The sequence below is a fragment of the Pseudomonas sp. MWU13-3659 genome, from assembly GCF_023757525.1.
Taxonomy (GTDB): domain Bacteria; phylum Pseudomonadota; class Gammaproteobacteria; order Pseudomonadales; family Pseudomonadaceae; genus Aquipseudomonas; species Aquipseudomonas entomophila_E.
Map to the genome: position 1 here is coordinate 33810 of NZ_JAMSHW010000002.1, position 23831 is coordinate 57640.

Sequence of the window (23831 nt, forward strand, 5' to 3'; positions counted from 1 at the left end):
GTTTTATTGAACTTATTATGTGGTGACGTTGGGCGGTGCGGCGCAGGACCCGCCGAACGACCGGCGTGGCAGCGAGAAAGGCCGGCGGGGGCCTGCGACTGGTGTTCATGGTTGTTCACGGGGGTGGGTGAATCAATTCGCCGGAACGGGTTTTGTTCGGTAATCGAACGAAAACTAACTATTCCGTACAAAGTTCGTTGCCGGGGTGACTTTACCTGCGAATAATCGAGCTTGCCAGGCCGATTGATGCGTTATCGGCACGGACCCTATCGCCTCTGTAGGAGCGGCTTCAGCCGCGATGCAGGCGCCGCGGTGCCTGGCATCCGCTTCGCGGATGATCGCGGCTGAAGCCGCTCCTACAGGGGGGCGCAGCCCAAAGCCTCCTACAACAAGGAACACCAGCATGCAGCGTTCGATTGCCACCGTGTCCCTCAGCGGCACCCTGCCGGAAAAGCTCGAAGCCATCGCCGCCGCGGGTTTCGACGGCGTCGAGATCTTCGAGAACGACCTGCTGTACTACGCCGGCAGCCCGCGCGAGGTGCGTCAGATGTGCGCCGACCTCGGTATCGCCATCACCTTGTTCCAGCCCTTCCGTGACTTCGAAGGCTGCCGCCGCGACCGCCTGCACAAACAGCTCGACCGCGCCGAGCGCAAGTTCGACCTGATGCAGGAGCTGGGCACCGACCTGGTGCTGGTGTGCAGCAACGTGCAGCCCGACGCCCTGGGCGACGAACAACTGCTGGTGGACGACCTGCGCCTGCTCGCCGAGCATGCCGGTGATCGTGGCCTGCGTATCGGCTACGAGGCCCTGGCCTGGGGCCGTCATGTCAGCACTTATCAGCAGGCCTGGAACCTGGTGCGCCAGGCTGATCACCCGGCGCTGGGGTTGATCCTCGACAGCTTCCACACCCTGTCGCTCAAGGGCGACCCCCGGGCCATCCGCGATATCCCTGGCGACAAGATCTTCTTCGTGCAGATGGCCGACGCGCCGATCCTGGCCATGGATGTGCTGGAGTGGAGCCGGCATTTTCGCTGTTTCCCGGGGCAGGGCGAGCTGAACCTGGCCGGCTTCCTCGCACCGATACTCGCCACCGGCTATCGCGGCCCGCTGTCGCTGGAGATCTTCAACGACGGTTTCCGCGCGGCGCCGCCCCGGCAGAATGCCGCGGACGGCTTGCGTTCGCTGCTGTACCTGGAGGAGAAGACCCGTCGCCAGCTCGAGCGCGAAGCGCGGCAGGTGGAGCCCGGCGTGCTGTTCGCGCCGCCCGCGGCCAGCGTCTACGACGGCGTGGAGTTTCTTGAGTTCGCGGTCGACGAGGCGGTGGGCGCGCGGCTCGGGGTGTGGCTCAAGCGCCTGGGTTTCGCCGAGGCAGGCGAGCATCGCAGCAAGGCGGTACGCCTGCTGCGCCAGGGTGATATCAACATCGTGCTCAATGCCGAACCCTATTCCTTCGCCCACAACTTCTTCGAGGCCCATGGGCCGTCGCTGTGCGCCACCGCCCTGCGGGTGAAGGACGGCCAGGCGGCCTTGCAGCGCGCCACCGCCTACCGGGGCCAGCCGTTCCGTGGCCTGGTCGGCCCTAACGAACGGCAGATCCCGGCGGTGCGCGCGCCGGATGGCAGCCTGCTGTACCTGGTGGAGCAGGAAGCCCACGGCCAGACCATCTACGACAGCGATTTCCACCTGGCGCCCGGCGCGCAGGGCACGGGGGGGCTGCAACGGATCGATCACATGGCCCTGGCCCTGCCGGCCGAGGCGCTGGACAGCTGGGTGCTGTTCTACAAGAGCCTGTTCGATTTCACCGCCGATGACGAGGTGGTGCTCCCCGACCCCTACGGCCTGGTCAAGAGCCGCGCGCTGCGCAGCCCGTGTGGCACGTTGCGGGTGCCGCTGAACATCTCCGAGAACCGCAACACCGCCATCGCCCATGCGCTGTCCAGTTACCGGGGTTCGGGGGTGCACCATATCGCCTTCGACTGCGACGACATCTTCCGCGAAGTGGTGCGGGCCAAGGAGGCCGGGGTGCCGCTGCTGGAAATCCCGCTGAACTACTACGACGACCTGGCGGCGCGGTTCGAGTTCGACGACGAGTTCCTCAGCGAGCTGGCGTACTACAACGTGCTGTACGACCGCGACGCCCAGGGCGGTGAGTTGTTCCACGTGTACACCGAGCCGTTCGAGGAGCGTTTCTTCTTCGAGATCATCCAGCGCAAGGGCGGCTATGCCGGGTATGGCGCGGCCAATGTCGCGGTGCGCCTGGCGGCGATGGCCAAGCGGCGCAGCGGGGTGGGGCGCAAACCGGTGTTGTAGGGAACATGAATATTTGCCTGCTGTGGCCCTTTCGCGGGTAAACCCGCTCCCACCTCAAGCACGATCCCTGTAGGAGCGGCCTTGTGCCGCGAAAGGGCTGCGTAGCGGCCCCAGGATTCAGTGTCGAGCAGAGATCGCCGGGGCCGCTCTGCGGCCCTTTCGCGGCACAAGGCCGCTCCTACAGGTACAGCGCCGAATTCAATACCTGTAAAGCGGGTTTGCCCGCGAAAGGGCATGCACGGCCATCGATCCTGACCACCCCACCAACACCGCGCTTCCCTGCACCGCCCGGCTCACGGATAATCCCCCGGATTCCTCTAACGAGCCTGTGAGTCGGTATGCGTGATTCGGTAGCCAAGCCTGAAGTCGAAGGGGCGCGCAAGACGCGCAAGAACAACCCGGAGAAGACCCGCGAGAACATCCTCCAGGCCGCCATCACCGAGTTCGTCCAGCAGGGCCTGGCCGGTGCCCGGGTCGACGCCATCGCCGAGCGCACCGCCACCTCCAAGCGCATGATCTACTACTACTTCGGCAGCAAGGAGCAGCTCTACGTCGAGTGCCTGGTCAAGCTCTACGGCGACATCCGCAAGACCGAACAGCGCCTGGACCTCGAGTCGCTGCCCGCCGAACAGGCGATCCGCCGCCTGGTGGAGTTCACCTTCGACCACCACGACCACAACGTCGATTTCGTGCGTATCGTCTGCACCGAGAACATCCACTACGGCGAGTACGTCAAGCAGTCGCCGGTGATCCGCGAGATGAGCAGCCTGGTACTCGAATCCCTCGGCCGCACCCTGCAGCGCGGCGTGGAGGAGGGCGTGTTCCGCCCGGGCATCGAGGTGATCGACCTGCACATGCTGATGAGTTCGTTCTGCTTCTACCGGGTGTCCAACCGCCACACCTTCGGCGACATCTTCCAGATCGACCTGGCCGACGAGCAGATCAAGCTGCGCCACAAGCAGATGATCGGTGACGCGGTGATGGGCTACATCAAGGCCTGACCTGGCAGCACTGCAGCATTAGCGAGGCTCATGCTTTTCGCCAATGCAGCCCGTTTTACATTTTCATGACCACTGCCCAGAATTCCCCTCGCAAAACGTTATAAGCATATTCCCTCGTATCAGGAAGATGCTTCGCATCAAGGACGATGCACTCTTCACACAGGTCTTCGGCCGCCAGCCTACGCGATAGCCTCGCGCGGCCCGGCCTGGCCTGGGTGAGGTCTGTCCTCAGGCCATCATGAAGAGGAGGGGCTGGCGCAATGGCCAACCTGGCGCAGGAAGTGCCTGCGTTCACCGCACCCAGCTTTCTGGCGATCACGCCGACAGCGCTCGGGCAGGTGCGACTGAACGCCCGGCAATGGTTCTTCAGACTGGTCAACCAGGAAGAGCGGCATGGCTTGCTGGAGCTGGTCTGGACGCAGGTGACGCAGCGCCTCGAGGCGCATCGCGACACGGGCACGCTGCAAGCGGCCGCCATCGACCAGCCATCGCGAGCGCTCCACGAGGGCCTGCGGGCCCACTATCCCGCGCTGATCCCCGATAACGCGCGCAAACGTCACTTCTATTGCCAGCACGCCCCCTTGTTCAAGGTGATGGGGGGCTGGCTCGACGGTGTGACCTCGATCGCCCATGCCTGGCGAGCGGACAGCGGCCAGTTGCTCAAGATCCATGCGCTGATGGTCGGTGGCGGTTATCCGCAGCGTAGCCAGAGCCGACTGTTCGACCAGGCGGCGCAACGTGTGGGCATGGCCGTGGCCGAGGTGTTCAGCCATCGCTTCTGCGACGATCCCGCCATCGAAGACGCGGCATTCGAACTGCCGGTCTTCCTGCTGGCCCTGGCCTGTTTCCCACAGGCATTCCATGCCGAGACGCTGGGCGTCAACCTGGCCCTGTGCGACTACGTCGACCAGCTCAATGCCCTGCGCGAGGGCGACACCGCGCTGTTCGGGCAGCCCCAGGCAACGGCCTACCATGGCATGGCCGTGTCCGCGCTCGATCTCTTCCTGCAACGGGCATCGTTGGCCGATAGCGCCCGGGTCGGCACGGGCTACCGTTGCGCACTGGCGATGATCGAAACCCACGAGCGGCACGTGGCCCAGGTGCTGGCCGATCCGCAGCGCTTCAATGAACACGCCGCCATGGTGGCCCTCATCGACCGGCTGGGGCGCCATGGGTGTGGTTACCACCAGCGCGGGCAACTGGCGGGCGAGCCCATCGACCAATGGCTGGCGCCGGAGACGTTCTGCCCCCATGCCACGGTCAAGGCACTGGCCGATTCGCGCTATGTCCGTCCAGGCCAGCCGGCGCGCAGCGCGTTGCTGAACATCATCGGCAAGCCCACCGGCAGCATGTTCGGGGTGTTCTCCGGCGACGACATCGCGGTGGTCGAGCGATGGATCTCGACGCTGGCAACCACCGCCGAGCGCCCGACGGCAAGCACCGAGGGCACCTCGCCCCCGCCCGAGGCTGTGACCTTGTGCGACCAGGCATTGGCCCAGGCCAACCGGCTCGCCTTGAGAAAGTACCGGCACCTGCCGCTGCGGGCCTTGTATCCCTTGTTCCTGCAGATCGACCAGGCACCCGACGCCTTGCCCGCGGCCCGGGCCTTTGCCGATGCCTGGCTGGCGCGGCACCGGCTTGGCCTGCGCCGCGAAGGCCTGCCGTTCAGCCCATACCGCCATGAAGCCCTGGCGCAATGGCTGGAGGCGCAGCATGCGCGGCAGGTGCAGAGCTATCGCCCCTTGGTCGGCGCGCCCGAGGAAACCCGGGAGGACATCGTCGCCGACGCCTTGAGCCTGGCCCCCCTGACCCTGATCGACGGCGCCTGGCTGCGCCAGGTAGTGGCCCCGGCCAGCGTCACCACGCCGATCGGCGCCTTGCTCTACCGCACGCTGATCGACGAACTGGGGCAGGGCGACAGCGCGCTGCACCACGGCAACATCTACCAGCAACTGCTGGCGAGCATGGGCCAGGACGTGGGCAGCTTCGTCGAGCCGGGCTTCGCCGCGGCGCGCCATTTCGAGGACGACGACCTGCGGGTGCCGGTGTTCTGGCTGGCCATCTCGCTGTTCCCGCAGCGCTACCAACCGGAAACCCTGGGCTTGAACCTGGCCATGGAGCTGTCGGGCGTCGGTGGCGAGTACCGGCGCTCCGCCGACGTCCTGCGCCACTACGGTTTCAGCTCGCTGTTCACCGACCTGCACAACACCATCGACAACGTGGTCAGTGGCCACACCGCCTGGGCCATCGAGGCGATTCGCCAGCACCTGGACGATGCCCTGCAGCGCGGCGGCGAGCAGGAGCAGGCGCGGCACTGGGAGCGGATCTGGGTGGGCTATCGCGCCCTGAGCCCGCCGTCGGGGTCGCCGTTGCAGTGGCTCAAGGACCGCTTGCACAGCATTCGCCACACATTCACTCAACGACGAGGTGCGCCATGACGTACGGCTTTCTCTCCTTTCTGCTGGCAGTCCTGATCATCAACGCGTCCCCCGGGCCGGCCATGCTGTACGTGATGAACCAGTCACTGCGCCACGGCGTGCGCACAGGGCTCAAGGCCGCCGCCGGGGTCGAGTTCGGGGTGTTCTTCTATGTGCTGCTGGCGGCGTTCGGCCTGATGCTGATCTTCAAGGAAGTGCCGTTGCTGTACCGCATCGTCCAGGTGGCCGGCGCCCTGTACCTGCTGTACCTGGCCTACACCTGCTGGCCACGGCGCACCGCGGCCGGTGCCAGCGCCAGTGGTGAAGGTACGCCGCCGCCTGCGCGTTTCGCCTTCGGCAAGGGCGTGCTGATCAACCTGTCCAACCCCAAGATCGGCCTGTTCTTCGTCAGCCTGCTGCCGCAGTTCGTGCCGGCCGACGCCCAGCCGGACTGGCTGTACTTCCTGATCTACGGCCTGGTGTTCAACATCGGCGGCATCCTGGTGAACATGACCGTGGGCCTGGCCGCCCATAACCTGCGGGCGTTCATCCAGCGCAGCTCGTGGTTCGACTACGTGCCACCGGTGCTGTTCCTGGCCATCGCGGTACTGACCCTGACACGGGAGTTCGCATGACTTACATCCTCGGGCTATCGGCCTTCTACCACGACAGCGCGGTCACTTTGGTCAAGGACGGGCAGATCGTCTGCGCCTTGCAGGAAGAGCGCTTTTCCCGGATCAAGCAGGACCGCGGTTTCCCCCGGCATGCGGTGCGCGCCTGCTTGGAGCACGCCGGCATCAGCCTGGGCGATGTCGCCTGGCTGGCCTACTACGAAGACCCGGAGGTGAAGTTCGAGCGCATCTGCACCACCTACAAGCGCAACTTCCCCCGTGGCGCGCTGGCCTTCGCCCAGCAGTACACCAGTTTTGCCGCGCGCCGGGACATCAAGGGCATAATCAACACCGAACTGCAGGGGCTGTTCCCGGACCAGCCGCTGCCGGCGATCTTCATCAGCCAGCACCACCTGAGCCACGCCGCGTCGGCGTTCTACCCGTCGCCGTATCAAGAGGCTGCGGTGCTGTGCGTGGACGGGGTCGGCGAGTGGTCGACCACCACGGCCTGGCAGGGCAAGGGCAGCCAGCTCGAGCCGCTGTTCGAGGTGCGCTTCCCGCACTCGCTGGGCCTGCTCTATTCGGCGTTCACCTACTACTGCGGCTTCAAGGTCGACTCCGGCGAGTACAAGCTGATGGGGCTGGCGCCCTATGGCGAGCCGCGCTTCGTCGACACCATCCTCGAGCACCTGATCACCCTCGAGGAGGACGGCAGCTTCAGCCTCAACCGCAAGTACTTCGACTATGAAGTCGGTGAGCGGATGATCAGCACGGCGTTCGAGACCCTGTTCGGCGCGCCGGCCCGTGAGCCGGAAAGCCCCATCGGCCAGCGCGAGATGGACCTGGCAGCGTCGATCCAGGTGGTCACCGAGCGCGTCATGCTGGCCCTGGCGCGGCGCATCAAGGCACAGACCCAGGCCGACTACCTGTGCCTGGCCGGTGGCGTGGCGCTCAACTGCGTCGCCAACGGCAAACTCCTGCGTTCGGGGCTGTTCAAGGGCCTGTTCGTCCAGCCGGCTTCGGGCGATTCGGGCGGCTCGCTGGGCGCCGCGCTGCATTGCCATTACCAGACCAGCCAAGTGGCGCGCGAGGCCAACGGTGTGGACGACGCCATGCAGGGCGCCTACCTGGGCAATGCCTACGACAGCTCGCAGATCGAACGCACCCTCAGCCACCACGGCGCGCCATACCAGAAGCTCGACCGGGCCGCGTTGCTCGCCGCCACCGCCCGGCACCTGGCCGAGGACAAGGTGGTGGGCTGGTTCCAGGGGCGCATGGAGTTCGGCCCGCGCTCGCTGGGCGCGCGCTCGATCCTCGGCAACCCGCGTTCGGCGACGATGCAGAGCGTGATGAACCTGAAGATCAAGAACCGTGAGTCGTTCCGCCCGTTCGCCCCGGCGGTGCTGGCCGAGCAGGCCGGGCAGTGGTTCGAGCTGGACACGCCGTCGCCCTACATGCTGATCGTCGCCCCGGTGCATGGGCAAAAGCGCCTGGCCGGGCTGGACGAGCGCGGCTACAGCGGCATCGAAAAGCTGCAACTGGTGCGCTCGCAGATCCCGGCGGTGACCCACGTCGACTGTTCGGCCCGGGTGCAGACGGTGGACGGGCGCCACAACCCGCTGTTCCGCGACCTGCTGGCCAGCTTTGCCGAGCTCACCGGCTGCCCGGTGCTGATCAACACCTCGTTCAACGTGCGCGGCGAGCCCATCGTCGAAAGCCCGGAGGATGCCTACCGCTGTTTCATGCGCACCGAAATGGATTGCCTGGTGCTTGGCGACTACCTGCTGCTCAAGGCCGAGCAGCCGCGCTGGCACGAAGTGGCCGACTGGAGAAGCCAATATGCACTCGACTGAAAAGCCTGCACTGAGCCACCACGAGGCCGTGCAGGAGGTGTACCGCTGGACGCCGCAGATCCGCGACTACGACCGCTTCATGCACATCGGCGCGCGCTGGGTGCCGTACACCATGTACTTCCACGAGAAAATGTTCCGCTCGCCGACCATCAACACCGATGCCCTGGGCTTTCGCTACACCGAGTTCGACGGCAAGCGCCATTCAGTGGCCGAGCGCCCGTTGGCGGGCAAGGTCAACCTGCTGGTAGGCGGCTCCACCGCATTGGGCGTGGGCTCGACCCACGACGGCGCCACGGTGGCTTCGTACCTGAGCGCGATCACCGGCGAGGTGTGGCTGAATTTCGCCGGGCGCGGCTATAACGCCACGCAGGAACTGCTGATGTACCTGATGCAGCAGAAACGTATCGGCGAGGTCGGCCATGTGGTGGTGTTCAGCGGCATCAACACCCTGGCCCTGGAGGGCATTCCCGACGCCTTCGCCAGCGACCATGGGCGCTACTACTACTCGTTCGAATTCCAGCACTACATGAACAAGTTCAACGAGGACATGAAGCGCAAGAAGAACACCTTCGGCGGCGCCGGTGGCGAATCGCTGTTCAAGCGCTGGAAGAACGCCCTGTTCGACGAGAACCCGGCAGACGAAGTGATCACCGACGAAGGCGTCTCGCTCGACGAACGCCTGGAGCGGGCGGCCCTGGCGATCACCGACGCGCTGAAGCAATGGCGGTTGTTGCTGGCCGGCCATGGCGCCAGCCTGAGCTTCGTCCTGCAGCCGCTGGCGCATTGGTGCCGGGAGCGCCTGACGGCTGAAGAAGCGGCGGTGTTCCACGCCATCGACAGTTGCCCGAACAACTTTTACCGCCTGTTCAGCGGTGTGCTTGGCAAGGAGGTGCATGCACCGTTCTTCCAGCATATCCAGGCCAGCGCCGACGGCATTCCCTGCCTGGACATGAACGTGATGCTCAAGTCCAGCCCCGTCTTCGAGGAAACGCTGTTCGTGGACCGCGTCCACTTCAACGACCTCGGCAACCAGCAACTCGCTCAATTGATCAGTGACGAACTCGGCCTTTACCAGGAGAAAAGCCATGAGCCTCATTCGCAAGCTGTTAAGCCTGTTTAAGCGCAAGAAGAAACGCGGCGGGTCGATCTACCCGCTGCGCTAGCTGTAGGAGCGGCCTTGTGACGCGAAAGGGCCGCAGAGCGGCCCCGGCGATCTTTGCTGAAGCTAAGATCCTGGGGCTGCTTCGCAGCCCTTTCGCGGCACAAGGCCGCTCCTACAGGGGGCGTATTGAACCCAAACCATGTTCAGCCCAGGCTGGCGAAATGCGCCTGCATGCGCCCGGCATCGGCCGGGCGACCGCTGAACAGCTCGAACGCCTTGACTGCCTGGAACACCGCCATGGTGCCGCCATCCAGGGTCCGGCAACCCAGAGCCCGGGCCTGGCGCAGCAGTTCGGTCTCCAGCGGGAAATAGATGATCTCCGCCACCCACAGGCGTGCCTGCAACAGCTGCGCAGGCAACGGCATGCCCGGCAGCTTGGCCATGCCCACCGGGGTGGTGTTGACCAACCCATCGGCTTCGGCCATCGCGCTTGCCAGGTCCTGGCCGAGCACCGCGCATCCGGCACCAAAACGCTGCGCCAGATTGGCCACCAGGGCCTGGCCACGTGCTGCGTCCACCTCGAACAGCACCAGCCTTTCGACGCCTTCAGCCAGCAGGGCATGGGCCACCGCCGAGCCCGCGCCGCCCGCGCCCAATTGCACCACCTGGCGCCGCTCGACATCCGGCAGGCCACGCCGGAAACCTTCGGCAAAGCCCAGGCAATCGGTGTTGTGGCCAATCCGCCGACCCTCGCGCAGCACCACGGTATTGACTGCGCCGATGCCCCGGGCCTCCTCCGACAGTTCATCGAGCAACGGCAGGACCGCCTGCTTGAACGGGAAGGTGACGTTAAGCCCGGTGAAGCCGGTGCGCTGGGCGGCGTCGAGCAGTTGGGGCAGGGCGCTGTCGTCCACCCCCAGCTGGTCGGCGTCGATCAGCCGGTAGAGGTAGCGCAGCGCCTGGGCGTCGCCTTCGGCCTCATGCAGCGCGGGCGTGCGCGAGGCCTGGATGCCGCGGCCGATCAGGCCGGCGAGAATGCCGGGAGCGCTCATGCCGCCTGCTCCTTGAACAACCCGCTGAAGTAGCCGAGGGCCATGGCGTAGCCCTGGCTGCCGAGGCCGCAGATCACGCCGACGGCGATGCTGGAGACGAACGACAGGTGGCGGAACGGCTCGCGTTTGTGCACGTTGGACAGGTGCACTTCGATCACCGGCAACTCGGTGGCAACCAGCGCGTCGCGGATGGCCACCGAGGTATGGGTCCAGGCGGCGGGGTTGATCAGGATGCCGTGGCAGCGGCCACGGGCGGCGTGGATCCAGTCGATCAGCTCGCCTTCGTGGTTGGTCTGGCGGAACTCCAGTTCCAGGCCCAGCTCGTGGGCGCTGGCGGCGCACCGGTTGGCCAGGTCGGCGAGGGTTTCGTGGCCGTACTGGGCGGGTTCGCGGGAGCCCAACAGGTTCAGGTTGGGGCCGTTGAGCACGAGGATTCGGGGTGTCATGGCGGGGCATCGCTTTGTTGTTTTTGGATGTTCCGATTTATGTACTACCTGGTTAGTTTCGTCAAATGAGCTGGTCCATAAAACGGGCGATTATCGAACGCCTGCACGCGGTCCTGTGCTGTAGGAGCCAGCTTGCTGGCGAACCGGGCCAACACCGAACCACCGTGTCCACTCGGTTCGCCAGCAAGCTGGCTCCTACAGGGGAGGGTGTGCACCTTGATTACAGAATTGTAATTTTCCCGCCACCGCCCCGATAACCACCCCTCCCTAGAGTCCCACGCCAAAGCATTCCGCCGCTTTGTCGACGAGGACCCACGCCGTGCCCATCCCCCGCAAGATCGCCTTGCTCTGCCTGCTCCTGGCCGGCCCCGCCGGTGCCCAGGGCCTGAGCCTGGAACAGGCGCTCGACGCCGCCTACGCCCGCAACCCGGACCTCGCCGCCGTCGGCCGCGAAATCGGCATCGCCGAGGGCGAGCGTCGCCAGGCCGGGCTGATCCCCAACCCCGAGCTGTCCTGGGAGGTCGAGGACACCCGCCGCGACACCAGCACCACCACCGTCACCCTCAGCCAGGCCCTGGAACTGGGCGGTAAGCGCGGCGCGCGCATCGATGTCGCCGAGGCCGGCCAGGCGGTCGCCCGGCTGGAACTGGAGCGCCAGCGCAATGGCCTGCGCGCCGACGTGATCCAGGCCTTCCACGCCGCCCTGCGCGCACAGACCGCGCTGGAGCTGGCGCAGCAGTCGCAGGCGCTGACCGAGCGCGGCCTGCGGGTGGTGGAAGGGCGGGTCAAGGCGGGCCAGTCCTCGCCGGTGGAGGCCACCCGCGCCCAGGTGCAACTGGCCCAGGCCCAGGCGGCGGTGCGCCGCGCGCAGACCGAACGTGGCGTCGCCTGGCAGTCGCTGGCACGGCTGACCGGCAGCGCGCAGACAAGCTTCGACCGGCTCGATGCCACGACCCTTTCACCGGGGCCGGCGCCCAAGCCCGAGCCGCTGCTGGCCAAGGTCGAACAGACCGCCGACTGGCGCCTGGCCGCGGCGCAGATCGAGCGCGGCGAAGCGAGCCTGGGTTCGGAGAAGGCCCAGCGCATTCCCAACCTGACCGTCAGCGTCGGCAGCCAGTACAGCCGCGAGGACCGCGAGCGGGTCAATGTGGTGGGGCTGTCGATGCCGCTGCCGTTGTTCGACCGCAACCAGGGCAACGTGCTGGCCGCCGCCCGCCGCGCCGACCAGGCCCGCGACCTGCGCAACGCCGTGGAGCTGCGCCTGCGCAGCGATACCCGCAGCGCCCTGGAGCAGTGGGCCACCGCCATGGGCGAGGTACAGGCCTACGACCGCACCATCCTGCCCGCCGCCCAGCAGGCGGTGGACACCGCCACCCGTGGTTTCGAGATGGGCAAGTTCGCCTTCCTCGATGTGCTCGATGCGCAGCGCACGCTGATCGAGGCACGTGGCTTGTACCTGGAAGCCTTGGCGTCGGCGACCGATGCGCGGGCGCAGGTGGAGCGGATTTACGGTGATCTGGCAGTAGACCGGTGATGCATTCGTTCGCCGGCAAGCCGGCTCCTACCGAACCCGTAGGAGCCGGCTTGCCGGCGAAAGGGCCGCGCAGCGGCCCCGGCGATTCGACTGACGACCCTTTCCAGCAGGAACGACAATGACCAACCCACGCAAACTCGCCATCCTCGCCGCCGCCATTGCCGCCCTCGGCCTTGGCGGCCTGGCCTGGACCGGCACCCTCGGCCAGGCCTCCAGCGGCCAGGCCCAGCACGACGACCATGGCCACGCCGAAGAGCAGGATGACGGTCACGGCCACGACGCCGCCGAAGGCGAGGGCGAAAGCCACGGCGAGGAAGAGGGCAAGCTGCACCTCAGCGCCGAGCAGATCCAGGCCGCCGGCGTGCAGCTGAGCACCGCCGGCCCGCAGACCCTGGGCACCGCCATCAGCTTCCCCGGCGAGATCCGCTTCGACGAAGACCGCACCGCCCACGTGGTGCCCCGCGTGCCGGGCGTGGTCGAGTCGGTGCACGCCGAGCTGGGCCAGGCGGTCAAGCGCGGCCAGGTGCTGGCGGTGATCGCCAGCCAGCAGATCTCCGAGCTGCGCAGCGAGCAGCAGGCTGCGCAGCGTCGCCTGGAGCTGGCGCGGCTGACCTTCGAGCGCGAGAAGCAGCTGTGGCAGGAACGCATCAGCGCCGAGCAGGACTACCTGCAAGCCCGCCAGGCCCTGCAGGAGGCCGAGATCGCCGCCGCCAACGCCGGGCAGAAGGTTGCCGCCGTGGCCCCGGCCGGCAAGGGCAACCGCTATGAACTGCGCGCGCCGTTCGACGCGGTGGTGGTGGAGAAGCACCTGACCGTGGGCGAGGTGGTGGACGAGACCAGCAACGCCTTCACCCTGTCCGACCTGAGCCGGGTCTGGGCCACCTTCGCCGTCGCCCCGCGTGACCTGGACAAAGTGGTCAGCGGCCGTGGCGTCACCGTCAGCGCGCCGGACCTCGGCGCCCAGGTCGAGGGCAAGGTCAACTACGTCGGCAGCCTGCTTGGTGAGCAGAACCGCGCTGCCACCGTGCGCGCCACCCTGGCCAACCCCAACGGCGCCTGGCGCCCGGGGCTGTTCGTGAATATCGCGGTCACCGTCGAGCGTTTCGACGCCGCCGTGGTGGTGCCGGAAAGCGCCTTGCAGACCTGGGAGGAGCAGACCGTGGTGTTCGTGCGCAACGACGAAGGTTTCGAGGCCCGCCCGGTCAAGCCCGGGCGCCGCGACAACGGCCAGGTTGAAATTCGCGAGGGGCTGGCCGCCGGCGCCGTGGTGGCTGCCGCCGGCAGCTTCGTCCTCAAGTCCGAGCTGGGCAAAGGCTCGGCCGCGCACAGCCACTGACCGGGAACGCCTGACATGTTCGAACGCCTGATCCAATTCGCCATCGAGCAGCGCCTGGTGGTGATGCTCGCCGTCGTGCTGATGGCCGCCGTGGGCATCCACAGCTACCAGAAACTGCCCATCGACGCCGTGCCCGACATCACCAACGTGCAGGTGCAGATCAACACCGCCGCGCCCGGCTATTCACCGCTGGAAACCGAGCAACGCATCACCTTCGCCATCGAGACCGCCATGGCCGGCCTGCCGGGCCTCAAGCAGACCCGCTCGCTGTCGCGTTCGGGTTTGTCGCAGGTGACGGTGATCTTCGATGACGGCACCGACATCTTCTTCGCCCGGCAACTGGTCAACGAGCGCCTGCAGGTGGCGCGCGAACAGTTGCCCGAGGGTATCGAGGCGGCCATGGGGCCGATCTCCACCGGCCTTGGCGAGATCTTCCTGTGGACGGTCGAGGCCAAGGAGGGGGCGCTCAAGGACGACGGCACGCCCTACACCGCCACCGACCTGCGGGTAATCCAGGACTGGATCATCAAGCCGCAGCTGCGCAACGTGCCGGGCGTCGCCGAGGTCAACAGCATCGGTGGCCACGCCAAGCAGTACCTGGTCGCCCCCGACCCCAAGCGCCTGGCGGCCTACAAGCTCACCCTCAACGACCTGATCGCCGCGCTGGAGCGCAACAACGCCAACGTCGGTGCCGGCTACATCGAGCGCAACGGCGAGCAACTGCTGATCCGCGCCCCGGGCCAGGTGGCCTCGGCCGAGGACATCGCCAACATCGTCATCTCCAGCGTCGACGGTGCGCCGATCCGCGTCAGCCATGTCGCCCAGGTCGGCCTGGGCCAGGAGCTGCGTTCCGGCGCGGCCACCGAGAACGGCCGCGAAGTGGTGCTGGGCACCGTGTTCATGCTGATCGGCGAGAACAGCCGCACGGTGTCCCAGGCCGTGGCGGCCAAGCTCGAGGAGATCAACCGCAGCCTGCCCAAGGGCGTGGTGGCGATCACCGTGTACGACCGCACCAACCTGGTGGAAAAAGCCATCGCCACGGTGAAGAAGAACCTCATCGAAGGCGCGATCCTGGTGATCGCCGTGCTGTTCCTGTTCCTGGGCAACATCCGTGCGGCGCTGATCACCGCCATGGTCATTCCGCTGTCGATGCTGTTCACCTTCACCGGCATGTTCAGCAACAAGGTCAGCGCCAACCTGATGAGCCTCGGGGCGCTGGACTTCGGCATCATCGTCGACGGCGCGGTGGTGATCGTCGAGAACGCCATCCGCCGCCTGGCCCATGCCCAGCAGCACCACGGCCGCATGCTGACCCGCTCCGAGCGCTTCCACGAAGTGTTCGCCGCCGCCCGCGAGGCGCGCCGGCCGCTGATCTACGGGCAACTGATCATCATGGTGGTGTACCTGCCGATCTTTGCCCTGACCGGTGTCGAGGGCAAGATGTTCCACCCCATGGCCTTCACCGTGGTGATGGCGTTGCTGGGGGCGATGATCCTCTCGGTGACCTTCGTGCCGGCGGCGCTCGCGCTGTTCGTCACCGGCAAGGTGAAAGAGGAGGAGGGCGTGGTCATGCGCACCGCCCGCCGCCGCTACGCGCCGGTGCTGGACTGGGTGCTGGCGCGCCGCAACCTGGCTTTCGCCGGCGCCGCCACCCTGGTGCTGTTGTCGGGCGTGCTGGCCAGCCGCATGGGCAGCGAGTTCATCCCCAGCCTCAGCGAGGGCGACTTCGCCCTGCAGGCCCTGCGCGTGCCGGGCACCAGCCTGTCGCAGTCGGTGGAGATGCAGCAGCGCCTGGAGAAGACCATCATCGACCAGGTGCCGGAAGTGGAGCGGGTATTCGCCCGCACCGGTACCGCCGAAATCGCCTCCGACCCGATGCCGCCGAACATCTCCGACGCCTATGTGATGCTCAAGCCCCGCGACCAGTGGCAGGACCCGAGCAAGCCGCGCGATGAGCTGATCGCCGAAGTGCAACGCGCCGCGGCCAGCGTGCCAGGTAGCAACTACGAGCTGTCGCAGCCGATCCAGCTGCGTTTCAACGAGTTGATTTCCGGGGTGCGCAGCGATGTCGCGGTGAAGGTGTTCGGCGACGACATGGAGGTGCTCAACCGCACCGCCGCGCAGATCGCCACGCGCTTGCAGGGCGTACCGGGTGCCTCGGAAGTGAAGGTCGAGCAGACCACCGGCCTGCCGGTGCTGACCATCGATATCGACCGCGACAAGGCCGCCCGCCATGGCCTGAACGTCGGCGACGTGCAGGACGCCATCGCCATTGCAGTGGGTGGGCGCACGGCGGGCACCCTGTATGAAGGCGACCGCCGCTTCGACATGGTGGTGCGCCTGTCGGAGACCTTGCGTACCGATGTCGACGGCTTGTCCAGCCTGCTGATTCCGGTGCCGGCCAGTGCCAGCAACGGCGCCGCGCAGATCGGTTTCATCCCGCTGTCGCAGGTGGCCACGCTGAATCTGCAGCTGGGCCCCAACCAGGTTAGCCGCGAGGACGGCAAGCGTGTGGTGGTGGTCAGTGCCAACGTGCGCGGGCGTGACCTGGGTTCGTTCGTCGAGGAAGCGTCGCAGGCCTTGATCGACCAGGTACCGATCCCGCCGGGCTACTGGACCCGCTGGGGCGGTCAGTTCGAGCAGTTGCAGTCGGCGGCCGAGCGCCTGCGGGTGGTGGTGCCGGTGTCATTGCTGCTGGTGATGGCGCTGCTGCTGATGATGTTCAACAACCTCAAGGATGGCCTGCTGGTGTTCACCGGTATTCCCTTCGCCCTGACCGGTGGGGTGCTGGCGCTGTGGCTGCGGGACATCCCGTTGTCGATCTCGGCGGGCGTGGGCTTCATCGCGCTGTCGGGAGTGGCGGTGCTCAACGGCCTGGTGATGATCGCCTTCATCCGCAACCTGCGTGAAGAAGGGCGCGGCCTGCGCGCGGCGGTCGAGGAGGGCGCGCTGACCCGCCTGCGGCCGGTGCTGATGACGGCGCTGGTGGCGTCGCTGGGCTTCATCCCCATGGCCCTGGCCACCGGTACCGGTGCCGAGGTGCAGCGGCCGCTGGCGACGGTGGTGATCGGCGGCATCCTGTCGTCGACGGCGCTGACCTTGCTGGTGTTGCCGGCGCTGTACCAGTGGGCGCATCGGCGCGAAGAACTGGACGAGCCGCAGGGCCACTGAGGTCCAGCATGAGCTCGAGCGCCGCCCCCACGGCGCTTGAGCTGTGCCCTGTAGGAGCCGGCCTTGCCGGCGAACAGGTCTCACCTCTACCGCACAGTGCCTGGTTCTTGTGCTGGATGTGCCGGCCCTTTCGCCGGCAAAGCCGGCTCCTACAGGGCGGGGTGTCAGGCAGCCTTGGCGCTGCGCATGCCGGCCGAAGGGCGTCGTTGAACGCTTTGTTCGCTCGACAAGCGAATTGATTGGAACGTCTGGCGCCGGCTGATTTCATACGCTGTGAAGGATGGCAATCTGACAGGATCGACCATGGCCTGCACGACATGAAATCAGCCCGGCACTCTCCCGCCAAATGCCGCGATCCCGCGGCGAACTTCCTGTTCCACGGCGGCGTGGTCAGTGGCCTGCTGCAAGCCATGGACTGGTCCGCCTCACCCCTGGGCCAGCCGGTTGACTGGTCGCCCGGCCTCAAGTCGGTCACCGCCACGTTGCTCTCGGCCCAGGCGCAGATCGTGCTGTTCTGGGGGCCGCAGTACATCGCCCTGTACAACGACGCCTACTTTCCGACCATCGGCAACAAGCACCCCGGCGCGCTGGGGCGGCCCGGGCAGGAGCACTGGGGCGAGCTGTGGGACGACCTGGAACCCTTGCTGCGTGGCGTGCGCGAGACGGGCGACACGTTCGCGGCGAAAGACCGGCCGTTCTACATCGAGCGCACTGGCGCGGGCGAGACGGTCTATTTCGATGTGTCCTATTCCGCCGTGCGCGAGGCCGACGGCGGGGTGGGCGGGGTGTTGTGCATCGTCACCGATACGACTGAGCGGGTGCGCTTCGAGCGTCGCCAGGCATTCCTCCTGGAACTGCGCCAGGCCTTGCCCGAACTGGGCGACGCCGAGCATATCGAAGGGCATGCCACGCGCCGGTTGGCGCAAGAACTGGGCGCCGCGCGGGTCTGCTTCGGCGAGCACCTGGGCGACGGCGAGCGCTTTCGCGTCGCCCACGAATGGGCCGATGGCGTGCCCTCGCTGCTGGGCGACTTCCCCTTCTCGGACTTCGACCCGAACCTGTACGGGGCGATGCAGGCCGGGCATGTCGCCCGGCACCGCTACCAGCAGGACGAGCCGCGCCCGTTCAACCTGGAGGGGCTGTGCGCCGCGCTGCACGTGCCGCTGCTGCGCGCCGAGCGCCTGGAGGCGATGCTGATCGTGCATTTCCATGGCGCGCACCCGGTGCTGGATGATGAATGCCTGTTGGCCGAAGAAGCCGCCGAGCAGACCTGGACGGCCATCACCCATGCCCGGGCCGAACGCGCCCTGCATGTGCTCAACGAATGCCTGGAGGAGCGCGTGGCGACCATGCTGGCTCAGCGCGAGGCGGGCCTGCAGCAACTGCATGAAGCGCACAAGATGGAGATGATCGGCCAGCTCACCGGCGGGATCGCCCACGACCTCAACAACATGCTCACGCCAATCATCGCTTCCCTGGAGCTGCTGCGCCGCCACCCCGAGCCGGCCCGGGGCGACCGCCTGATCGATGGCGGCCTGCAGGCGGCGGAGCGGGCGCGCAACCTGGTCGGGCGCCTGCTCAGCTTCGCCCGGCGCCAGACCCTCAAGCCGCAGGTGGTGTCGCTGGCGCTGCTGGTCGACGACATGCGTGAGCTGATGGCGCGTTCGCTGGGGCCGACCATCGCCGTGCAGGTGCGTATCGACGCGGCGTTGCCGCAGGTCTTGGTCGACCCTCATCAACTGGAACTGGCCCTGCTCAACCTGGTGGTCAATGCCCGCGATGCCATGACCGAAGGTGGGCGCCTGAGCATCGTCGCCGGCCTGGATGACGACCGTAAGGGACCTGGCCGGCCTGTCGGACTGGCTGCGGGCCGCCAGGTGTGGCTTCAGGTGGCCGATACCGGCAGCGGCATGAGTGCGGACGTGTTGAAGCACTGCACCGAGCCGTTCTACACGACCAAGGGCGTGGGCAAGGGCATCGGCCTGGGGTTGCCGATGGTTCAGGGCTTGGCGGTACAGTCTGGCGGTGGCTTTGGCATTCGCTCACGGCCGCAGAAGGGGACCGAAGCGACCTTGTGGCTGCCCGTCAGTGACACCGAGGCAGCCGCTGTCAGGGCTGTCGAGTCACCACGCCCGCAGCGGCCGACCCGGGTGTTGCTGGTGGAGGACGAGCCGTTGGTACGCCAGGCTACCGGGCTGCAGCTGTGTGAGTTGGGGTATGAGGTCACCGAGGCGGATGGGGCGGCCCAGGCGCAGGTGTTGCTGGATGGCGGGCTGTGCCCGGATGTGCTGTTGACCGACCATGTCATGGCCGGGATGACAGGGGTGCGGTTTGCCCGGCAGGTGCGTGAGCGGTTCGCGGATTTGCCGGTGTTGGTGATTACCGGGTACGCCAATCTCACTCCCCGCGAGTTGCACGGGTTCGAGGTGCTGCGCAAGCCGTTCCGCCAGGAGGAACTGGCGCGCAGCCTGGCGCGGTTGTTGGGGAGATAAGGTGCCTGGCGAGAGAGTTGCAGCGCCTATCAGATCGGGCACCGCTCGCGGATGAATCCGCTCCTACATCGTTTGCATCGTCTGTAGGAGCGGATTCATCCGCGATGCGCCGCCACGGCGGCGCTCGATCGCAAGCGCCCTGCAAGGTAACCGCCTTGCGCCCATGACTCACCCCCCACCCAGCACCGCCCCCAGCATCTGGCACACCTGTTCGGCCGAATACGGCTTGGCCAGGAACGCGAACCCCTGGTGCCCTTCCTCGGCAATCGCCTCGCTGTAGCCGGAGGTAAGAATCACCGGCAGTCCGGGATGACTCTGGCGCAACTGGCGCGCCAGCGCCAATCCGCCCATGCCGGGCATCACCACATCGGAAAATACCGCGTCGAACGGCACCCGCGCATCGCCGATCTGCGCCAGGGCCTGCTCGGCACTGGTCGCCCAGCTGATCTGGTAGCCATGGTCGCGCAGGATCTGCGCGGCGAAGCTGCCGACATCGGAATTGTCCTCGACCACCAGGATCCGCCGCCGTTCGCCATGGGCGGGCAACACCGCGCCGACAACGCTGGGCTCCACCTGGGCCAGGGCCACCTGGGGCAGGTAGAGGGTGAAGGTCGTACCCTGACCCTCGACACTGCTGACCTTCACATCGCCACCGGACTGCTTGGCGAAACCGAACACCTGCGACAGCCCCAGCCCGGTGCCCTGGCCGGAGGCCTTGGTGGTGAAGAACGGGTCGAAGATGCGTTCGAGCAGGTGCGGGGCGATGCCCACGCCGCTGTCGATCACCGAGATCGCCACGAACGGCCCGGCCTGGTCGTGTGCCCCGGGCATGGCCTGGTCGGCCTCCAGGCGCAGGCACAGGGTGCCTTCGCCGGCCATGGCATCGCGGCCGTTGATCATCAGGTTGATCACCGCGGTTTCCAGCTGGCCCAGGTCGGCGTGGACGTGGCAGGGCACCTCGGGCAGTTCCAGCTTTACCTCGATGCGCGCACTGGTGGCGGTGTCGAGCATGTCGGCCATGGCTTCGAGCCTGGGGCCGGCTTCGAACACCTGGGGGCTCAGGGCCTGGCGGCGGGCGAAGGCCAGCAGTTGCCCGGTGAGCTTGGCGCCGCGGTCGACGGTGTCGGCCACGGTCTTGAAGTAGCGGGCGCGGCGGGTCTCGTCGAGGTCGGGGCGCTGCAGGAAGTGGATCGAGGAGCGGATGATGGTCAGCAGGTTGTTGAAATCGTGGGCCACGCCGCCGGTGAGCTGGCCGATGGCTTCGAGCTTTTGCGCCTGACGTAGCACGGCCTCGGTGTGCTGCAGTTGGCGGGTGCGTTCCTCGACGCGTTGTTCGAGCGTCGTGTTGAGCGCCTCGAGCGCCGCGAACGCCTCGCGCACTTCGGCATGGGCCTGGACCCGCTGGATGTGTGCCCAGCAGCGTTCGGTCACTTCGCCGAGCAGCATCTGGTCGTAGTGGGTCCAGCCACGTGGCAACTTGTCATGAATGGCCATCAGCGCGGTCAGGCGGCCTTCCTTGATCAGCGGCATGCAGATGGTCGCGGTGATACCGATGGCCTGGAAGGTCGCCGCGGCCTTGGCCGGCAATTGCATGAGGTTGTCGTCGAGCACCAGCGGCAGGCCCGCACGCAGGCGGCTGACCGCCAGCTCACCGAAATCGGCCAGGCGGTAATGGCCCAGTAGCCGTGGTGAGCCGGGCGCCACCCAGTCGCCGCAGATGGTGAAGCCGTCCTGGTCGGCGGCCATGACCGCATAGGCGCAACTGGAAAGTTGCAGGTGCTCGCCTAGCAAACGTGTGGTGGTGGCCATGATCCGCTCGGCATCGTTGGCGTTGGCAATGGCGCGGCCCAGGCTGTCGAGGAACTTCAGGCGGTGGTTGGCGACCACGTTGGTGGTGGTCTCGGTAACCGTGTCGAGCATGCCGACGACCTTGCCCTCATGGTCGCGGATGGGGCTGTAGCAGAAGGTGAAGTAGGCACGCTCAGGGTTGCCGTGGCGCTCGATCAGCAGCGGGAAGTCCTCGATGTACACCGCTTCGCCGGCCAGTGCCCGCTCGGCCAGGTGGCTGATCTCGCTCCAGGCTTCCTGCCACACCTCGCTGAACGGGCGGCCCAGGGCGAAAGGTTTCTCGCCGAGGATGGCGCTGAAGGCGTCGTTGTGCAGGGTGGTCAGTTGGTCGCCCCACAGCACGGCCTGGGGGAAGCGCGAGGCCAGGCACAGGGCGACGGCAGTGCGCAGCACGTCGGGCCAGGTGTCCAGCGGGCCGAGTGGAGTCGCCGCCCAGTCGTGGGTGCGGATGCGTTCGGCCATCAGCCCGCCGCCGTCCAGCCATTTCGCCATGAGGTTTGCCGGTCCATTTGCGTGAGAGCATCAGGGTGCACCGTGAGGCGGCGCTTGGCGAGGGTTTTGTTTCGGGATTTTTGCCTACCCCTGTAGGAGCGGCCTTGTGCCGCGAAAGGGCTGCGCAGCGGCCCCGGGATTTCGACGTTGCGCAAAGATCGCCGGGGCCGCTTTGCGGCCCTTTCGCGGCACAAGGCCGCTCCTACATTGGTTGCGTGGCACAGGGCTCAGCGAATGAAATGCACCTTCCCGGTATCGTCGTTGCCCATGTAGATCCCGTACACCCCGGCCTGGCGTTCGAGGATGTAGCGCTCGAGGATCTGCCGGATCGCCGGGTAGTAGATCTCGTCCCAGGGGATCTCGTCCGGCGCGAAAAAGCGGTAGGCCAGCGTCTCTGCCCCGTACTGCCCGGTCTCCTCGGTGGCGATGGCGCGGAAGATGATGTACACCTCGCTGATCGTCGGCACGCTGAAGATCGAGTAGGGCGAGACGATCTCGCCGCGCACGCCGCTCTCTTCCCACACCTCGCGCAGGGCCGCCTGCTCGGTGGTCTCGCCGGCCTCCATGAAGCCGGCCGGCAAGGTCCAGGTGCCAGGGCGCGGCGGGATCGCGCGCTGGCACAGCAGGTACTTGCCGTCGCGCTCGATGATGCAGCCGGCGATGATCTTCGGATTGACGTAGTGCACAAAGCCGCAGGCGGTGCAGTGCAGGCGCTCGTGGGTGTCGCCGGTGGGAACGCCCCGGGCCAGTTGCGTGGTGCAGTGCGGGCAGTAGCGCGGGGCGGTGGGCATGGTCAGCGGCCTATGCGAGGGTCCTTGAGGGGCAGGGGTTCGACGATTTCGCGGACCTTGGCGTTGTCGTCCTGTTTCTGGCGCAGGTAGTCCAGGGCCACCTTGGCAGCGGCGCGCACATGGTCGACCGAGGCCTGGTGGGCGGCTTGCGGGTCGCCGCTCTTGATCGCCTCGACGATCTTCTCCATTTCGCGGTTGCTGGCGCCACGGCGGTTTTCCTGGGATACCGAGGTCGCGCGCAGGTAGCTGATGCGCGCCTGCAACTGGCGCAGCTGCTGGGCGGCAACCTGGTTGCCGGAGCCTTCGAGCAGCACGTCGTAGAAACCCTGCACCGAGTCCAGCACCTGGGCCAGTTCGCCGTCTTCCAGCGCCTCGCGGTTGACCTCCAGGGCGCGCTCCAGGGCACGGATGTCCTTTGATTTGGCGTTGAGGGTGAACAGTTGGACGATCAGGCCTTCGAGCACGCAGCGCAGCTCGTAGATGTCGCGGGCGTCTTCCAGGGTGATGATGGCCACGCGCGGGCCCTTGGCGTCGGCGAACTCGACCAGGCCTTCGGACTCCAGGTGGCGCAGGGCCTCGCGCACGGAGGTGCGGCTGACGCCGAGGCGCTCGCAGAGGTCGCGCTCGACCAGGCGGTCGCCAGGCAGCAGGTGGAAGTTCATGATCGCGCCGCGCAGCTTGTCGAGCACGATTTCACGCAGGGTGACGGGGTTGCGGTTGACCTTGAAGCTGTCGTCGAGGGGCTGGCGTTTCATCAGGTGCGCTCTGTATGAGGCTGTTGCGCCAGGTTCGCGCAGCACCACGAACCGTGGGGGGCTGCTCCTTGCCGTGGTTCGCACAGCCCGCGGTTAACGGGGTTGCTCCGCGTCGGCTGCGGCGAACGCTTCGCGGGCCAGGCGGAAACTGTCCACCGCCGCGGGCACGCCGCAATAGATGCCGACCTGGAGCAGGATCTCGCGAATCTGTTCGCGACTCAGGCCATTGCGCAGGGCGCCGCGGATATGCAGCTTGAGCTCATGGGGCCGGTTGAGCGCGGAAATCATCGCCAAGTTTATCATGCTGCGCTCTTTGAGCGACAAGCCATCGCGGCCCCAGACGTGGCCCCAGCAGTACTCGGTGACCAGGTCTTGAAAGGGCTTGGTGAAGTCGTCGGCGTTCTGGATCGAACGGGTGACGTAGTCCTCGCCGAGCACCTGGGTACGAATCTGCAGGCCTTTCTCGTATTTCTCGTTGTTCATGGGCAGGTCCTGTGTGAAGGGGGAGAAATGGGGCCGCTGCGCGGCCCATCGCCGGCAAGCCGGCTCCTACGGCGCGTAATCCTGTAGGAGCCAGCTTTGCTGGCGAACGGCCGCACCACGGTTTCAATGGTCTGTC

16 protein-coding genes are annotated in these 23831 nt (G+C 66.8%); 10 read left to right on the forward strand and 6 right to left on the reverse strand.

All coding sequences use genetic code 11. The features are described 5' to 3' along the window. Nucleotides 1–403 precede the first annotated feature (403 nt). The 6 genes from quiC to NGM28_RS02620 all read left to right on the forward strand — a co-directional run bounded on the left by quiC (nucleotide 404) and on the right by NGM28_RS02620 (nucleotide 9313). Complete coding sequence (quiC, locus tag NGM28_RS02595) at nucleotides 404–2311, forward strand: 3-dehydroshikimate dehydratase QuiC (RefSeq protein ID WP_252088585.1); 1908 nt, start codon at nucleotides 404–406, stop codon at nucleotides 2309–2311. 338 nt (nucleotides 2312–2649) lie between these two features. Next, complete coding sequence (locus NGM28_RS02600; protein ID WP_240063209.1) at nucleotides 2650–3312, forward strand: TetR/AcrR family transcriptional regulator; 663 nt, start codon at nucleotides 2650–2652, stop codon at nucleotides 3310–3312. 260 nt (nucleotides 3313–3572) lie between these two features. Continuing rightward, nucleotides 3573–5750, forward strand: coding sequence for an iron-containing redox enzyme family protein (locus NGM28_RS02605; protein ID WP_252088586.1), 2178 nt, complete (start codon nucleotides 3573–3575; stop codon nucleotides 5748–5750). Further along, a complete protein-coding gene (locus NGM28_RS02610) occupies nucleotides 5747–6364 on the forward strand; it encodes a LysE family translocator (protein WP_252088587.1) in 618 nt (205 codons plus the stop codon). The genes NGM28_RS02605 and NGM28_RS02610 overlap by 4 nt, the downstream gene beginning before the upstream one ends. After that, complete coding sequence (locus NGM28_RS02615) at nucleotides 6361–8193, forward strand: carbamoyltransferase family protein (RefSeq protein WP_252088588.1); 1833 nt, start codon at nucleotides 6361–6363, stop codon at nucleotides 8191–8193. Before NGM28_RS02610 ends, NGM28_RS02615 begins: the two co-directional genes overlap by 4 nt. Next, nucleotides 8180–9313, forward strand: coding sequence for an SGNH/GDSL hydrolase family protein (locus NGM28_RS02620; RefSeq protein ID WP_240063213.1), 1134 nt, complete (start codon nucleotides 8180–8182; stop codon nucleotides 9311–9313). Before NGM28_RS02615 ends, NGM28_RS02620 begins: the two co-directional genes overlap by 14 nt. A 185-nt stretch (nucleotides 9314–9498) precedes the next feature. Here NGM28_RS02620 and NGM28_RS02625 read toward each other — a convergent pair whose 3' ends face one another. Together NGM28_RS02625 and aroQ are read right to left on the reverse strand one after the other, a co-directional pair. Next, nucleotides 9499–10347: a shikimate dehydrogenase gene (locus NGM28_RS02625; protein ID WP_252088589.1), complete on the reverse strand. Its 849-nt coding sequence runs from the start codon at nucleotides 10345–10347 to the stop codon at nucleotides 9499–9501. Beyond that, nucleotides 10344–10793, reverse strand: coding sequence for a type II 3-dehydroquinate dehydratase (aroQ, locus tag NGM28_RS02630; RefSeq protein ID WP_240063215.1), 450 nt, complete (start codon nucleotides 10791–10793; stop codon nucleotides 10344–10346). The genes NGM28_RS02625 and aroQ overlap by 4 nt, the downstream gene beginning before the upstream one ends. 319 nt (nucleotides 10794–11112) lie before the next feature. On the opposite strand from aroQ, the gene NGM28_RS02635 reads away from it, so the two are divergent. The 4 genes from NGM28_RS02635 to NGM28_RS02650 all read left to right on the forward strand — a co-directional run bounded on the left by NGM28_RS02635 (nucleotide 11113) and on the right by NGM28_RS02650 (nucleotide 19326). Then, nucleotides 11113–12327, forward strand: coding sequence for a TolC family protein (locus NGM28_RS02635; protein ID WP_240063216.1), 1215 nt, complete (start codon nucleotides 11113–11115; stop codon nucleotides 12325–12327). A gap of 118 nt (nucleotides 12328–12445) precedes the next feature. Then, entirely contained in the window at nucleotides 12446–13663 is a 1218-nt protein-coding gene (locus NGM28_RS02640) for an efflux RND transporter periplasmic adaptor subunit (RefSeq protein ID WP_252088590.1), read from the forward strand. A 15-nt stretch (nucleotides 13664–13678) separates the two neighbouring features. After that, the gene (locus NGM28_RS02645; protein WP_252088591.1) at nucleotides 13679–16834 is read left to right on the forward strand and encodes an efflux RND transporter permease subunit; all 3156 of its coding nucleotides are present in this window, start codon (nucleotides 13679–13681) and stop codon (nucleotides 16832–16834) included. 317 nt (nucleotides 16835–17151) lie between these two features. Next, the gene (locus NGM28_RS02650) at nucleotides 17152–19326 is read left to right on the forward strand and encodes an ATP-binding protein (RefSeq protein WP_252088592.1); all 2175 of its coding nucleotides are present in this window, start codon (nucleotides 17152–17154) and stop codon (nucleotides 19324–19326) included. Nucleotides 19327–19494: 168 nt separating this feature from the next. Here the strand turns inward: NGM28_RS02650 and NGM28_RS02655 are convergent, their stop codons facing one another. The 4 genes from NGM28_RS02655 to pcaC form a co-directional block, all read right to left on the reverse strand. Then, nucleotides 19495–21666, reverse strand: coding sequence for a GAF domain-containing hybrid sensor histidine kinase/response regulator (locus tag NGM28_RS02655; protein ID WP_252088593.1), 2172 nt, complete (start codon nucleotides 21664–21666; stop codon nucleotides 19495–19497). Between the two features lie 227 nt (nucleotides 21667–21893). Further along, the gene (locus tag NGM28_RS02660) at nucleotides 21894–22457 is read right to left on the reverse strand and encodes an NUDIX hydrolase (RefSeq protein WP_240063221.1); all 564 of its coding nucleotides are present in this window, start codon (nucleotides 22455–22457) and stop codon (nucleotides 21894–21896) included. A gap of 2 nt (nucleotides 22458–22459) precedes the next feature. Next, the gene (locus tag NGM28_RS02665; RefSeq protein ID WP_240063222.1) at nucleotides 22460–23212 is read right to left on the reverse strand and encodes a GntR family transcriptional regulator; all 753 of its coding nucleotides are present in this window, start codon (nucleotides 23210–23212) and stop codon (nucleotides 22460–22462) included. A 93-nt stretch (nucleotides 23213–23305) separates the two neighbouring features. Beyond that, a complete protein-coding gene (pcaC, locus tag NGM28_RS02670; protein WP_252088594.1) occupies nucleotides 23306–23695 on the reverse strand; it encodes a 4-carboxymuconolactone decarboxylase in 390 nt (129 codons plus the stop codon). Nucleotides 23696–23831 lie beyond the last annotated feature (136 nt).